This window comes from Amycolatopsis sp. FDAARGOS 1241, assembly GCF_016889705.1.
Lineage (GTDB): Bacteria > Actinomycetota > Actinomycetes > Mycobacteriales > Pseudonocardiaceae > Amycolatopsis.
This window is the reverse complement of sequence record NZ_CP069526.1, coordinates 4573586-4587611: the sequence shown is the minus strand read 5'-3', so window position 1 is coordinate 4587611 and position 14026 is coordinate 4573586. Positions and strand designations below refer to the sequence as shown.

Genomic DNA, 14026 nt, shown 5'->3' with positions numbered 1-14026 from the left:
GTCCTCCTCAGGAATCGCCGGCTGCCGGTGGCGAGTCGCCACTCGTCTTCCGGCCGGCAGAGATGTGCGGGGCATCCGCGGGCTCGTCTCCCCAGACGATGCGCTTCGGCCTCGCGGACCATTCGACGATCGCGGCGTGGTCGCGCTCGAAGTAGTCCCAGGCCCAGGACATGAACGCGTCGACCTTGCTGTGCACGCCGCTCAGCAGCATCGCGTGAACACCCAGCCAGGCGGCGAACGCCAGTGGGCCGTCGACCTGGTGCCGGTGCTTGCCGACCTCGGCCACCGCCGCGTTGCGGCCGATCATGGCCATGATGCCCTTGTCCTTGTAGTGGAACGGTTTCGTCGGCTGCCCGCTTCGCTCGCGCAGGATGTTGCCGGCGGACCACTCACCGGACTGCTGGGCCACCGAGCCCAGCTGCGGCAGCGTCGCGCCGTGGCGCGCCGGGATGTTGGCGGCGTCACCGACCGCGTACACCCCCGGAAGGCCCGCCACCGTCAAGTCGGGCAGCACGTCCACCCGCCCGCCCCGGCCGGTCTTGAGCCCGGCGGCGGCCTGCACCACGGGCGCCGCCGATTCGCCACCGCCCCAGATGACGGTGCGGGTGGGGATGGCGGTGCCGTCCTCGAGCTCCACCCGGTCGGCGTGCACCGACGCGACGCCCGTGTCGAGGCGGGGTTCGGCGCCCTGCTCGCTGAGCCGGTCATACGCGTACTTGTGCGACCGGTCGGAGAACGCGCCGAGCAGCCTGCTGCCGCGGTCGATCAGGAAGATCTTCCCGGACGCCGGGATCCGTTCCATGGTCGCGAGTGCGGTCATCAGCTCGGTGAGCGCGCCGGTGATCTCGACCCCGGTCGGGCCGCCGCCCACGACGACGATGTCGAGGGCGTTCTCGTCGAGCTGTCCTTCCGACACCGCGCGCAGCACGTCCTGCACGTGGATCCGGAGCCGCTCGGCGTCCGCCACCGAGTAGAGCGGGAAGGCGTGCTCGGCGGCGCCAGGGACCCCGAAGTACTCGGGCTGCGCGCCCGCTGCGATCACCAGGTGCGATCCGGTGATCTTCTCGCCGTCGGCCAGCGTCACGCCGAGGTCGGCGACGTCGAGGTCCGTGACGTGTGCGGTGCGGACCTCGACCGTCGGATGGTCGCGGAAGATCACCCGGTGCGGGCGGGCGATGTCCTCCGCGGGCAGCTGCGCGGTGGCGACCTGGTAGAGCAGGGGCTGGAACTGGTGGTAGTCGTTGCGGTCGACGAGCGTCACCCCGACGCCCTCGTCCCCGAGCCGCTGGGCACACGCGACGCCCGCCAGCCCGCCGCCCAGCACCACGACGTTCCGGCTCGCGCCGGGCTGCCCGGTCACAGCGACAGCTCCGCCATGTAGTCGGACAGGATGATCCGCCCGGCCGCCTCGATCAGGGCGAGGTGGGAGAACGCCTGGGGGAAGTTGCCCAGATGCCGTGCCCGGTCGACCTCGAACTCCTCCGCGTAGAGTCCCAGCGGCGACGCGATCCGCAGCAGGCGCTCCATCAGGCTCGTCGCCCGGCCCATCTCACCGACCACGGCCAGTGCGGAGACCAGCCAGAACGAGCAGATCAGGAAGGTGCCTTCCTTGCCCGACAGTCCGTCGTCGGTCTCGTCGGTGCGGTAGCGCAGGACGAAGCCGTTCTCGGTCAGCTCTTCGTCGATCGCGTCGACGGTGTTGCGCATTCGTTCGTCGGTGCCCGGCAGGAAACCGAACAGGGCCGCCAGCAGGGTCGAGGCGTCCAGCGCGTCGGTGTCGTAGTGCTGCCGGAACACGCCGCGCTCGCTCACGCCGTGCTCGAGGATGTCCGTGCGGATTTCGTCCGCCGTCGCTCGCCACCGGGCGGCGAGCGTGTCGTCGTCGCGGATGTTCGCGAGCTTGGCGGCCCGGTCGATCGCCACCCAGCCCATCAGCTTCGACGACACGTAGTGCTGCGGTTTGCCGCGCGCTTCCCAGATGCCCTGGTCCGGGTCGCGCCACGCGGCGGTCGCGCCCGCTGCCTGTGACTGGACGAGGGGCCAGAGCCGGCGGGGCAGGTGCTTGCTCCGGGTGGTGTGCAGCAGCAGCGAGTCCAGGACCGCGCCGTAGACGTCGTTCTGGCGCTGGTCGAACGCGCCGTTGCCGACGCGCACCGGCCGGGCGCCTTCGTAACCGCTGAGGTCGTCGCGAGTGGACTCGGCCAGGTCCCGGCGCCCGTCGATGCCGTACATGATCTGCAGGCCGCCGTCGGTGTTCGGCTCGAGGTCGGCGACGAACTGCATGAACTCGTCGGCTTCCCAGTCCAGGTTGAGGTAGTGCAGCGCCTGGAGCGTGAAGGTAGTGTCCCGGATCCAGGTGTAGCGGTAGTCCCAGTTGCGCTCGCCGCCCGGTGTCTCGGGCAGCGACGTCGTCAGGGCCGCGACCGTCGCGCCGGTCGGCATGTACGTCAGGCCTTTGATGGTGAGCGCCGAGCGTTCGAGCGGATGGCGCAGCGGGTGGTCCGGGATGCGGGCGCGGGCGAGCCAGCTGCGCCAGAACTGGATCGTCGCGTCGATCCGCGCCTGCGCGTCCGCGGCGTCGGCGGGCGAGGCCAGTCCGTCGGCCCACGACACCGAGCAGAACGCCTTGTCGCCCTTGGCAAGCACGTGCCGAGCCCGCGCCGTGCCGCCCTCGATGCCGATGAGCATGTCGGTGCTCAGCCGGAACGTCTGCCCGGCCCCGGTCGCGTCGGCGGCGTGGTCGTCCTCGCCGACGACGGTCCAGCCGGCCGGCACCCGCCCGTAGTCGAACGCCGGCTCGCAGACCAGTTCGACTTCCAGCTCACCTTCGAGGCACTCGACGGTGCGCACCAGCAGGTGCTCGGCGTCGTCGTCGGCGGGTGGCCTCGTGTGAGGTGTGACGGTGTCGCGGTTGCGGCGCGGGCCCATCGTCAGCGCGTCGTGGACCAGCAGCCACCCGCGCGGTGTGTGCCACGTTGTGGTCATGACGTTCGTCCCCGGCACGTAGGCGCGTGCCGTGGGCACGTTGATCCCGTAGGGACCGAACCGGAACGAGCCGGCTCCCCGGTCGAGCAGGTCGCCGAAGGTGCTCGGGGCGTCGAACGCCGGCAGGCAGAGCCAGTCGACGGAGCCGTCCGGGGCGACCAGGGCACCCGTGTGACAGTTCGACAGGAACGCGTAGTCCGCTATCCGCGGGAAGGGCGAGGTCGTGGAACTCACGAAGGCTCCTTCAGAGTCGTGACGGGCGAAATCGCGCGCCTGGTTCGACGATCGGGGGACCGGGCGGCGCGGCAATCACCCTTCGCGGGTGATTGCGGCACGGTTCAGCCGGCCTCGGGTTCGGCGGCGTCCTCGACGCCTTCCTCGGGAAGCAGCCGGCGCTGGTCGAGCACGTAGAGCAGCACGAAGCCGGGCAGCACGAGCAAAACCAGCAGTCCCACGGCGACCAGCAACGCGGTCAGGGTTCCGGTGGGCGCGGCGGCAGCGGACACGGTGAGGCTCTCCGGCAGGAGGTATGGCCATTGGGCGAAGCCCCAGCTGGCGATGACGGAGGCCACCGCGACGACGGCGAGCACGCGCGCACCGCGGGGGGCGTCGCGGATCAGCAGCACCAGCGCGCCGAACCCGCTCAGGACGCTGAGCACGACCCACGGCAGGGCCCACGAGAGCAAACGGTCGAAGACGGACGAGGCCGAGGACCGCAGCACGACGAGGCCGATCGCGGCGACCACGGCCGCGACCACGGCGGTCACCACGGCGCGGCGGCGGAAATAGGCCGCCAGGACCGCGTCGTCGGCGAGCCGGGCCTCGCGGACGAGGTACACCGCGGCCACGTACGCCGCCAGCACGACCGCCAGCACCCCGGTGACGATCGAGGCCGGGTTCAGCCAGCTGCCGACGGGGTCGCCGGCCCGCCCGCCGGCCGGTACGTGACCGGACGCGATGCCGCCCGCGATCGCGCCGAAGCAGAACGGCACGAGTACGGACGAGAGGGCGAACGCACCACCGAAGACGCGGCGGAACCGAACGGTGACCATCGTCTTGCGGAACGCGAAGCTCGCGCCGCGCAGCACGATCCCGAAGGCTGCGATGGCCAGCGGGACGAACATGGTCAGGGTGATCGACTGGAACGCCGCCGGGAAGGCGGACCACGTGACGACGAGGATGAAGATCAGCCAGACGTGGTTGGCCTCCCACACCGGGCCGATCGATTGCTCCACGAGCCGGCGCGGTGCGGCACCCCGCTCGGGCCCGCCGGCGGTCAGGTCCCAGAAGCCGGCGCCGAAGTCGGCTCCGCCGAAGACCGCGTAGGTCGCGATGGCGATCAGCAGCACGGCCGCGATGGCGGTGCTCACGGCTCGGGCTCCCCGGTCTTGGCCGGTTCGGGCTTCTTCGCCGGGCTGTACGGCGTGTCCAGCTCGACGAATCCGCCGGCGCGGCGGAACCGCCGGCTCATCGAGCGCAGCACGATGATGGTCGTGACACCGAGCGCGAGGTAGAGCACGATCACGGCGATGAAGGTGAGCCAGACGCCCGTGTTCCCCGTCGCCGCGGCCTCGACCTTCATCAGGTTGTAGACGATCCACGGCTGGCGGCCGACCTCGGTGACCACCCACCCGGCCTCCATCGTGACGACCGCGAGCACGCCCGTGCACGCCGCGGCGCGCAAGAACCACTTGCCGGCAGGCATGCGCCGTCGGAACAGCCAGATCGCGCCGTACCAGAGCGCCAGCAGGAACAGCAGGGTCCCGATGCCGACCATCACGTCCCAGGCGAGGTGGACGATGTTGGCCTCCAGGATCGTCGGACGCGCGTCGGCCGGCACGATGTCGAGCCCCTGGACGACCGTCGAGCGGCCGGTGGACGGGTTCGACAGCCACGACGCGAGGCCCGGGATCGGGATGCCGCCGGTCACCGTGCCGTCCGCGTTCAGGTGGCCCAGCAGTACCTCAGGCACGTCCGAGCTGGTTGTCGGCACCAGTTCGATGGCGGCGAACTTGACCGGCTGGTCGTCGTAGACCCAGCGCGCCAGCGTGTCGCCCACAACGATCTGGATCGGCGCCGCGATCGCGGCCACGGTGAAGGGGATGAGGAACCCGAGTTTGTGGTAGCGATCGGTTCGGCCGCGCAGCATTCCGGCCGCGTAGACCGACGAGATCAGGAACCCGCCGACCAGGTAGGCGGCGACGACCATGTGCGCGGCCTGCAACGGCATCGCGTCGTTGAAGATCACCTTCAGCGGATCGACGTCGACGATCTCGCCCTGCGCGTTCGCCGTGAACCCGGCCGGGGCGTTCATCCAGGCGTTCGCCGCGACCACCGAGATCGCGCCGAACACCCCGGCGAGGGCGATCGGCACGCCGGTCCAGAAGTGCGCCCACGGTTTCAGCCGGCGCCAGCCGAAGATGTAGATCGCGACGAAGATCGCCTCGATGAAGAAGAACAGCCCCTCGAACGCGAACGGCACGCCGAAGGCCTCTCCCCAGGTCCCCATGAAGCGTGGCCAGAGCAGGCCGAACTCGATGCTCAGCACGGTCCCCGTCACCGCGCCCACGGCGAACGTCACGGCCATGTACTTAGACCAGCGCTGGGCGAGGACCAAGGCCGCGCGGTCGTCGTGCCGCACCGCCCGGTAGTTCGCGATCAGCACCATGAACGCCCACGACACCCCGAGCGGCACCAGGATGATGTGGCAGGCGAGGGTGAACGCCATCTGCGAACGCGCCCACGGAACGGGGTTCACCCCGGCGGCCATGGTCGCCAGGCCGGTCAACGTCTCGCCCACGATCACCCCTGCCTGCCAGGACACGGCCGCGGCCGTCCGGAGGGTTCGCCGGTTGCGGCGATGCCCCGACCCTGACCGGTCCCGAGCCCTGCGGGCATCACCTCACGGGGATGACGTCGGCTGAGAGCTCGGGCGCCTGCGCACGCTCGACGGCGGCCCGGGCCGGTTGACACCCTTTGCCTAACCGCTATCTATTGACCTGTCGCCGGGGAGGGAAGTCCGTGCAAGACGTGGTGCTGGCGTTGCTCGCCAAGGAGCCGTCGCACGGATACGACCTGCGCAGGCGGCTGGTGGCGGCGCTCGGACCGCTGGGGGAGACGCTGAACGTGGGGCAGGTCTACGTGACGCTCACCCGGCTCGAGAAGGCGGGCCTGGTCGTGCAGGAGCGGGAGGACGAACCGGTGCGGGGGCCGCGGCGGAAGGTGTACGCGGTGACCGCGGCGGGGCAGGAGCGGGTGGCCGCGTGGATGGCCGATTGGGCCGGGCCCAAAGGCGACGTGACGGGGTTCCACCTGAAGCTGGTGGCCGCCGCCGAGTCGGGGCTGGCAGATCCGGTGGCGCTCGTGGACACGCGGCGGCGGGAGCTGATGCACAGCCTCGCCGAGGTGCAGCACGCCGTCCTCGCGCAGGAGCCGGACTCGGAGGCCGGGCTGCTGCTGGAGGGCGTCGCGCTGCGGTGGCAGGCGGAGCTGCGGTGGCTCGAGGTGTGTGAGCGGACTTGGTCCGTCCGCGCGCGGGGCGGGAGAGCGGAGAACCCGGGTGGCGAATGAACCTCGGCTGAGCGGCGTCCGGTCGCAGCGACAGGACGGACCGGTGCTGAGAGCGGTCGGTTTGTCCCGTGCGTACGGGCAGGGCGCGGGCCTGGTGCGGGCCGTCGACGGGATCGACCTCGACGTGCCCGCCGGGCAGACGCTCGCCGTCACCGGGCCCAGCGGGTGTGGCAAGTCGACGTTGCTGCAGCTGTTCGGGGGTCTCGACCGGCCTTCCGGTGGCGAGGTGTGGCTCGGCGGGCGGCGCATCGACCGCCTCGGCGAGCGGGCACTGGCCCGGCTCCGGCGTCGCGCCGTCGGGTTCGTCTTCCAGGCCTTCCACCTGATGGACGAGCTGACCGCGGCGGAGAACGTCGAGCTGCCCGCGCTGTTGTCGGGCGCCTCGCCGCGCACCGCCCGCGCCTGTGCCGCCGGGCTGCTCGAACGGGTCGGGCTCGCCGGCCGGGCGCGGCACCTGCCCTCGGAACTGTCCGGCGGGCACGGCAGCGCGTCGCGATCGCGCGGGCGCTGGTCAACGAACCGCTGGTGGTCCTCGCGGACGAACCCACGGGGAACCTCGACAGCGCCGCGACCCGCGACGTCCTCCGCCTCTTCGCCGAGCTGCGCGCGGCCGGTCAGACGCTGGTGCTGGTCACGCACGACGAACGCGTCGCCGCCACCGCGGACCGCGTCGTGTCGTTGCGGGACGGAGCGCTGGTCGACGACACCCGCCTCGGCGGGCTGGGCGACACCACGCCGCTCGGCGCGCTGGTGAGCTGGGAGGGCTGGCGGCGTGGGCCGCCTCCTGCTGATGTGGCGCCTGGCGACTCGGGACCTGCGCCGCCGCCCGGGCGAGGCCGCGATGTTCCTGTTCGCCGTCACCGTCGCCACCGCCTCCTTGAGCCTCGGACTGGCGAGCGGCAACGCCGTGACGACCGGGTACCTGGAGACGCGCGAGGCCACCGCCGGTCCCGACGTCACCGCCATCACGACGGCTGCGGACCCCTCGGACCTGGTGGCCCGCCTCGCGAGCACGCCCGGCGTGGCCGAACGGGCCGACCCGGTGTTCGCGTTCGACACCACCGTCGAGGCGCACGGACGTGCCGCGCGTACTTCGGTGGAGGGGCGGGGGAGTTCGCCCTCCACTGTGGACAGACCGCTCGTGACCTCCGGGACCTGGGTGCGTACCGGGGGCGTGGTGCTCGAGCGCGGCTTCGCGGAGGCGCTGGGAGTGCGCGTCGGTGACCGGGTCACGATCAGCGGGCGCGGTTACCCGGTCGTCGGGATCGCGATCAGCGCGGCCACCCCGGTGTACCCGTGGAGCGATGGGGGCCAGGGACCCGGCCCGAACGGCTACGGCGGTCGGCTCTGGCTCACCACAGCCGATGCGCGCGCTGCGGCAGGCGCCTCGTCCACTGTGTACCTGGTCCACTTGAAACTGACCGACCCGGCCGAGCCCCTCAGGTGGCGCGACACCGTGTTCACCCACGACCGCCGGGGCGACTCTTCGGCCGGCGTGCGCACCTGGCGGACCGTCCTGCAGACGGACACGAACCTGATCCGGGACACCGAGCCCGACCTCGTCGTCGGCGGCTGGCTGCTCGCCGCGGCCGCGATCGTCACCCTCGCGGCGCTCGCCGCCGTCCGTGCCACGCGCGACAACCGGCGGGCCGGGCTGCTCAAGGCGGTCGGCGCCGGGCCTCGCACGGTCGCCGCAGTCCTGCTGACGCGGTACGTGCTGCTGACCGCACTGGCCACCGTGCTCGGGCTGACGGTCGGGAGCCTGACCGCACCCGCACTGGCCGATCCCAGCGCCGGGTTGCTCGCCACCACGGGGCCGCCGTCCGCCGGAGTCGTTGCCGCTGCGGTGTTCCTGGCCGTCGTGGTCGCCGGGACCGGGACGCTCGGCCCCGTCGTGCGAGCCGCGCGCGGCAGCACCGTCGACGCCCTCGCCGATCCGGTGCACCATCCGCGGCTGACCGGCCTCACGGCGTACCTACCCACTTCGCTCCTGGTTGGTGTCCGATTGCTCGCCCGCCGCCCCGGCCGTGCGGTCTTGACCGCCATCGGCACGGCCACGATCGGCGTGACGGTCGCCGCGCTGCTCGCCTACCGGGCGACTCCCGGACCGGACAGTCCCGCCCTCACGGCGGTGCACGGCCGCGCCGATCAGGTGCTGGTGGGCGTCACGCTCGCGCTGGTGGCGCTGTCCGGGGTCAACTCCGTGTTCGTCGGCTGGAGCACGGCGGTGCAGGCGCGGCGCGCCCTGGCTGTCACCCGAACCCTCGGCGCCACGCCCGGCCAGGTCGTCATCGCGCTGTGCACGGCGCAGCTCCTGCCCGTGCTGCCGGCCGTGGTGGTGGGGATGCCGGCGGGGACGGGGCTCTACTCGTTCTTCCACCCCAAGATGGTCCTGCCGCCGGGATCGTGGCTGCTCGGTGCCGGACTCGCCGTCGTGCTGGCAGTCTGCGCCCTGACCGCTGTGCCAGCCTGGGTGCACACCCGCCGGCCTACCGGGTGCGCCCTCGAACCGGCCTGAGCCGTCACGGCCGGCGGAAGATCGTGATCGAGTGGCCGACCTCGTCGATCGGGGTGCTGCCGGTGATCAGCGCGGTGAGGTGGGCGTCGGCCTTGGCGATCGAGGAGTCGGAGACGGCGAGCACACCGTGGACCTGGTCCGGGCGCACGCGGAGCGGGTCGGCGGCGTCGATGCCGTAGGCGGCGGGCACGCCGGCGCCCTTGTAGACGAGCCAGATGCGCTCGCCGGGATAGTGCTCGTGCAGGCGGTCGGCCAGGCGGCCCAGGTCCTGGCCCCAGTCGACGTTCGAATCGTGCAGGCGCAGGTGGGTTTCGGCCGGGCCGCCGAAGGCTTCGTTGGAGTACGGCAGGTAGTAGGGGAATGTCCGCAGCGAGCTGACGGCGGCGAAGACGAGCAGGGCCGCCGCCGCGACGCGGGTCCAGCGCCGGCGCAGGACGACCACGCCGCCGCCCGCGACGGCCAGGAACATCGGCAGGAAGACGGTGTACCGGGTGCCGAAGTCGCGGCTGCCGGTCATCGCGACGGCCAGCAGCACGGCCGCGGGAACGAGGACGTACGGCGCGGCCGGGCGCACCCGGGGGACTGCCAGCAGCACGACGGCACCGGCCAGCCACAGCGCCAGCGCGCCCAGCGGCGTCTTCACCAGCAGCGCGGCCGGCAGGTAGTACCACAGCGGACCGTAGTAGTGGCGGCCGAAGAGGAAGCCGCTCCACACCTGGTCTTCGAAGCCGAACTGCAGGTGCAGCCCGTCGCGGTACGGCTTCGGCAGCGGCAGCCAGTCGGCGAGGCCGCGCAGGCCGTTAAGGGCCGGCAGGTCCGGTGGCGTCGCCCAGCGCAACCGCGGGTCCACGGCGAGGTACGCGGCCCACACCACGGCGATCGCGATCAGCGCGACTCCGGCGACCGCCGCGAGGATGCGGATCGCCCGGTTCGGGGCACGGACGTCCGGCGTGTGCCACACGGACAGCACGACCAGGCCCAGCACCACCGCAACGGCGGGCAGGGCGCTCATCTTCGTCGCAACCGCCGCGCCGAGGGCGAGTCCCGCGAGCGGGAGGTAGCGCAGGGGCCGGCGCCGGGCCCGCCACACCAGCCAGACCGACGTCAGCAGGAACCCGGCCACCGGCACGTCGAGCGTGGCCAGTGAGCCGTTCGCGATGACGTCGGGGAAGAACGCATACAGGGCGAGCGCCACCACCCCGCCGACCGGTCCGGCCAGATCCCGCGCGAACGCGAAGACGACGAGCCCGAACAGCAGCGTCAGCACGATCATCGGCAGCCGGGCCAGCAGCATCAGCCGGCCCGGGTCGTTGCCGGACTCGTACAGCACGTGCCGGCCGAGCTGCGTCTGGTCGCCGGTGAAGGCGGGGTCGAGGTGCACGTCGGCGAAGGCCAGCCCGCTCCCGATGATCAGCTTGCCCAGCGGCGGGTGCTCCGGGTTGTAGCGCAGGCTGTGCTGCTCGAGGTAGACGACGGCCGTGCCCACGTACACGGGCTCGTCGATCGTCGGCGTCTGCTCCACGGCCGTCGGGATCATCGCGGCCGCCATCTGGACCAGGAGCGCGACCACGACGACGGCGAACGCCCACCGCCGGTGCCGCCGCAACCCCGCGAACCGCCCCGGCGGGTTCTCCGGGCTCGCCTCGGCCGCGCTCGGCAGCCGGCTCGTGGGGGACGACAACCCGGGATCCTTCCAGGCGGGAGAACAGTTCCCCCGGAGTTTACGGCTGGTCCGGCAAGCCTCCGGCGGTCGCTCGGCGAAGTTGCGGCCTAGCGCTGTCCGGCGACGAGGACCATCGGCACGGCGACGAAGATCCGGTTCGCCAGCAAGCGTTCGGCCTGCTCGGCGCGCCAGCTGTCGTCGTCGGTGATGCGGCGCAGCAGGGCGAACGCGGTGTCGTCGGTGAGCACGAGGGAGCGCGCTTCGGCGGTCACGTCGGTGAAGCCGGCGTCGAGCAGCAGGGCGCGCTGGTGCCGGGCGACGCGGGGCGACGGGAACGAGTCGGCCTTCGCGTGCACCACGCGGCGGGTGGTCTCGGGGTCGTCCGAGTCGACGGCGATCGTGTCCCAGCCCGAGCCGAGCAGCACCGCCCGCCCCGCCGGGCGCCAGCACCCGGCGGGCCTCGGCGACGGCCCGCGCCGGATCGTCGAGCAGGTGCGGCACCTTGTCGACGCGGTAACCGCTGACCGAACCGGTTTCTAGCGGCAGTTCGTACGCGTCGCCGACGCGGAACTCTCTGCCCGGCTGTCGGCACACGGCGATCATGTCGACGTCGACGCCGATCGCCCGGGCCCCGCGGTCGGCCAGTTCGGTAACCGCGCGGCCGCCGCCGCAGCCGACGTCGACCACCGCGCGGCCGGTGAGGTCGCCGAGCAACTCGTAGGAACGGGCGCGCAGCTCGACGGCCGCGGGCAACGCGTCGCCGGCGTCGAGGAGGGCAAGCAAACTGGACATGCCCCTCATGGTTTGACTTGATGCCGACACGAAGTCAAACCCGATGGCGATCGGCGAAGTGGCCCGGGCACTTCGGCCTGCCGACGCACGTGCTGCGGTACTGGGAGTCCGTGGGCCTGCTCGCGCCCGCCCGTGCCCAGGGCGGGCGCCGCCGCCACACGCGCGCCGATCTGGTGCGGGTGGGCACGATCGTGGAGATGAAGCGAGCGGGCCTGGGCTTGCCGGACATCGGGGAGTTCCTCGGCTCGATCCACACCCCCGGCCGCAAAGAGGTGCCGAGGCGCGACCAGTGAGCGCTGCAGGCTCGGATGGCGGCGCTGCGGTCGGCGCTCGAACTCCTCGAGCCCGGGCTGAACTGCTCGCACGAGGACATCGCGATCTGCCCGGCCTACCAGGCCCGGCTCGCGGAGCTGGTCGACGCCCGCGTGCCGGGTCCGGCGGAAAACGACGTGACAGCCCGCTCGTAGCGGGCTTACCGTCCGTCGCGTGCGCGAAGGACCTCTCACGTGGCGCCCGCTGACCCGGGAGGACGCACAGGCGTCGGCCGATCTGCTCAACGCCATGGAAACCGTGGACGGGATCGGCGAGAACTACACCGCGGAGGACACCCTCCAGGAGCTGATCGACCCGTACACGGACCTGGCGCGCGCGAGCCTCGCCGCCTTCGACGGTGACGTGCTGGTGGGTTTCATGAAGATCCGCTTCAAGCCGTCGGCCGAAGAGGTCCACCGGGTCTTCCTCGACGGCGGGGTCCATCCGGGGTACCGCCGCCGCGGCGTGGGCACCGCGCTCGTGGAAGCCGGCGTGGCGGCGGCGAAGGTGGTGCACGCGCGCCAGCACCCGACGTTGCGGCTCGCGGTCGACGTCCACAAGGCCGAGCGGATCGCCGGTGTGCCCGAACTCGTTCGCTCCCAGGGTTTCGTGCCGGTGCGCTACTTCCAGCGCCTGGAGCGCGCGCTCGGCGACGCGCTCCCCGCCGTGGTGATCCCCGACGGGCTGGCACTTGAGCCGTGGTCCCCGGAGAACGCCGCGGATTTCCTGGCCACCCGCAACGCCGCGTACCGGGACCACTGGGGCTCAGCGCCGGTGACCCTCGACTCGTGGCAGAACAAGATCACCAACCACACCTTCCGGCCGGAGGTCGGTTTCCTGCTCCGGGCCGGCACCGACGGCGCCGCGGCCGGCGTGCTGGTCGCCCTGACCTGGGAGGCCGACGCGGCGCTCACCGGCATCCGCGACGCCCACTTCATGATCGTCGGAACGCGCCCGGACCACCGGAATCGAGGCGTCGCCAGCGCTTTGGTCGCCCACGCGTTGCGTGGTGCTGCCGAAGCGGGCTACGACCGCGCCAGAGTGAACGTCGACTCGCCGCGCCCCTCCGGACGGTCTGGGCTCTTCGAGCGGGCCGGGTTCGTGGCGGCGAGGAGCTACGTGCGCTGGGCTTTCGAGGTCTGACGCCCTTGGCGGCGCAACGTTCACCGGTGTTCGCGCGACCCTTCTGAGTGGAGCGGGAGTTCGGCCGGCCCGCGGGAGGCGAGGACTTCGATGAAGCCACGGGACATCGTGTCGTCGGCGCTCGAAGCCATCGGCGACACACCGCTACTGTGGCTCGCGCGCCTCGTCCCTGACGGGGCCGCGGACGTACTCGTGAAGCTCGAAAGCGGAAATCCCACCGGGAGCTACAAGGACCGGATGGCGCTGGCCCTGATCGAAGGAGCGCAGCGGCGTGGTGAGCTGCACCCCGGCCGCCGCGTCGTGGAGTGCACCGGCGGCAGCACGGGTTCTTCGCTCGCCTTCATCCGCGCCGTCAAGGGGTATCCGCTGTCGATCGTCACGTCGGACGCCTTCTCGCCCGAGAAGCTGCGCACCATGCGGGCCTTCGGCGCCGAGCTCACCGTGGTTCCGAGCGACGCCGGGCGGATCACCCCCGAACTGTTCGACCGGATGCGGGCGGAGGTGGACCGCATCGTCGTGCGTGACGGTGCTTTGTGGACGGACCAGTTCCGCAACACCGACGCCCTGACCGGATATGCCCGGATGGGCCGCGAAATCGTCGAGCAGACCCGAGCCGAAGGCGTCGACGCCTTCTGTGCCGGTGTCGGCACCGGCGGCATGCTCGCGGGCGTCACGGCGGGCTTCCGCGCCGCTGGCCTCGCGCCCCGCGTGATCGCGCTGGAGCCGGCGAGCTCCCCGATGCTCACCGCGGGCCACGGTGGCCCGCACGGCGTCGAAGGCATCGGCACGGGCCGCCCGTTGCCCCTCCTCGATTCGTCGTCCTACCACGAGGTGAGAGCATTCGACGAAGCCCGGGCGCGTGACCTGGCGGTGCCGTTGGCGCGGCGCGAGGGCGTCTTCGCAGGCACTTCGTCCGCGCTGAACGTCGTGGCCGCGATCGACCTGGCGCGCGAACTGGGCCCCGGCCACACCGTGGTGACCATCGCCGTCGACACGGGGCTGAAGTACCTCAGCGGCGGCGTGTTCGGGGACTGACCGGCCAC

General features: G+C 72.1%; 13 protein-coding genes and 1 pseudogene. 7 read left to right on the top strand and 7 right to left on the bottom strand.

Annotated features, from left to right (window positions below):
• Nucleotides 1-7: 7 nt before the first annotated feature.
• The 4 genes from I6J71_RS22645 to I6J71_RS22630 all read right to left on the bottom strand — a co-directional run bounded on the left by I6J71_RS22645 (nt 8) and on the right by I6J71_RS22630 (nt 5809).
• Nucleotides 8-1360, bottom strand: a complete 1353-nt coding sequence (locus I6J71_RS22645) for an NAD(P)/FAD-dependent oxidoreductase (protein WP_204096520.1) — start codon at nt 1358-1360, stop codon at nt 8-10.
• Nucleotides 1357-3219, bottom strand: a complete 1863-nt coding sequence (locus tag I6J71_RS22640) for a glycoside hydrolase family 15 protein (RefSeq protein WP_204096519.1) — start codon at nt 3217-3219, stop codon at nt 1357-1359. The genes I6J71_RS22645 and I6J71_RS22640 overlap by 4 nt, the downstream gene beginning before the upstream one ends.
• Nucleotides 3220-3323: 104 nt before the next feature.
• Entirely contained in the window at nt 3324-4355 is a 1032-nt protein-coding gene (locus tag I6J71_RS22635; protein WP_204096518.1) for a cytochrome d ubiquinol oxidase subunit II, read from the bottom strand.
• The gene (locus I6J71_RS22630; RefSeq protein WP_239155196.1) at nt 4352-5809 is read right to left on the bottom strand and encodes a cytochrome ubiquinol oxidase subunit I; all 1458 of its coding nucleotides are present in this window, start codon (nt 5807-5809) and stop codon (nt 4352-4354) included. The genes I6J71_RS22635 and I6J71_RS22630 overlap by 4 nt, the downstream gene beginning before the upstream one ends.
• Before the next feature lie 197 nt (nt 5810-6006).
• Here I6J71_RS22630 and I6J71_RS22625 point away from each other — a divergent pair, with 197 nt between their 5' ends.
• From I6J71_RS22625 to I6J71_RS22615, 3 genes are read left to right on the top strand one after another with little or no spacing between them, the layout of a single operon-like run.
• Nucleotides 6007-6555, top strand: a complete 549-nt coding sequence (locus tag I6J71_RS22625) for a PadR family transcriptional regulator (protein ID WP_204096517.1) — start codon at nt 6007-6009, stop codon at nt 6553-6555.
• 43 nt (nt 6556-6598) lie between these two features.
• Nucleotides 6599-7309: an ABC transporter ATP-binding protein gene (locus tag I6J71_RS48700; protein WP_370542183.1), complete on the top strand. Its 711-nt coding sequence runs from the start codon at nt 6599-6601 to the stop codon at nt 7307-7309.
• Between the two features lie 18 nt (nt 7310-7327).
• Nucleotides 7328-9073 carry an ABC transporter permease gene (locus I6J71_RS22615; protein WP_239155672.1) on the top strand — a complete coding sequence of 582 codons (1746 nt, stop codon included), beginning with the start codon at nt 7328-7330 and terminating at the stop codon, nt 9071-9073.
• A gap of 4 nt (nt 9074-9077) precedes the next feature.
• Here the strand turns inward: I6J71_RS22615 and I6J71_RS22610 are convergent, their stop codons facing one another.
• From I6J71_RS22610 to I6J71_RS48690, 3 genes and pseudogenes are all read right to left on the bottom strand, one after another.
• Nucleotides 9078-10754, bottom strand: coding sequence for a phospholipid carrier-dependent glycosyltransferase (locus tag I6J71_RS22610; RefSeq protein WP_204096515.1), 1677 nt, complete (start codon nt 10752-10754; stop codon nt 9078-9080).
• Between the two features lie 89 nt (nt 10755-10843).
• Nucleotides 10844-11161, bottom strand: coding sequence for a hypothetical protein (locus I6J71_RS48695; RefSeq protein ID WP_239155668.1), 318 nt, complete (start codon nt 11159-11161; stop codon nt 10844-10846).
• A 67-nt stretch (nt 11162-11228) separates the two neighbouring features.
• A pseudogene (locus I6J71_RS48690) lies at nt 11229-11528 on the bottom strand (class I SAM-dependent methyltransferase); the annotation flags it as partial.
• Between the two features lie 20 nt (nt 11529-11548).
• On the opposite strand from I6J71_RS48690, the gene I6J71_RS48685 reads away from it, so the two are divergent.
• The 4 genes from I6J71_RS48685 to I6J71_RS22590 all read left to right on the top strand — a co-directional run bounded on the left by I6J71_RS48685 (nt 11549) and on the right by I6J71_RS22590 (nt 14018).
• Nucleotides 11549-11821, top strand: coding sequence for a MerR family transcriptional regulator (locus I6J71_RS48685; protein ID WP_239155194.1), 273 nt, complete (start codon nt 11549-11551; stop codon nt 11819-11821).
• Between the two features lie 15 nt (nt 11822-11836).
• Nucleotides 11837-11995: a hypothetical protein gene (locus I6J71_RS48680; protein ID WP_239155192.1), complete on the top strand. Its 159-nt coding sequence runs from the start codon at nt 11837-11839 to the stop codon at nt 11993-11995.
• Nucleotides 11996-12014: 19 nt separating this feature from the next.
• Nucleotides 12015-12983 carry a GNAT family N-acetyltransferase gene (locus I6J71_RS22595; protein WP_239155190.1) on the top strand — a complete coding sequence of 323 codons (969 nt, stop codon included), beginning with the start codon at nt 12015-12017 and terminating at the stop codon, nt 12981-12983.
• A 90-nt stretch (nt 12984-13073) separates the two neighbouring features.
• Nucleotides 13074-14018, top strand: a complete 945-nt coding sequence (locus I6J71_RS22590) for a PLP-dependent cysteine synthase family protein (protein WP_204096514.1) — start codon at nt 13074-13076, stop codon at nt 14016-14018.
• Nucleotides 14019-14026 lie beyond the last annotated feature (8 nt).

Excerpts from the sequence above, each read along its gene's own strand:
- I6J71_RS48685 (WP_239155194.1), top strand. The coding sequence starts at position 11,549 with ATGCCGACACGAAGTCAAACCCGATGGCGATCGGCGAAGTGGCCCGGG.
- I6J71_RS48680 (WP_239155192.1), top strand. The coding sequence starts at position 11,837 with ATGGCGGCGCTGCGGTCGGCGCTCGAACTCCTCGAGCCCGGGCTGAAC.
- I6J71_RS22590 (WP_204096514.1), top strand. The coding sequence starts at position 13,074 with ATGAAGCCACGGGACATCGTGTCGTCGGCGCTCGAAGCCATCGGCGAC.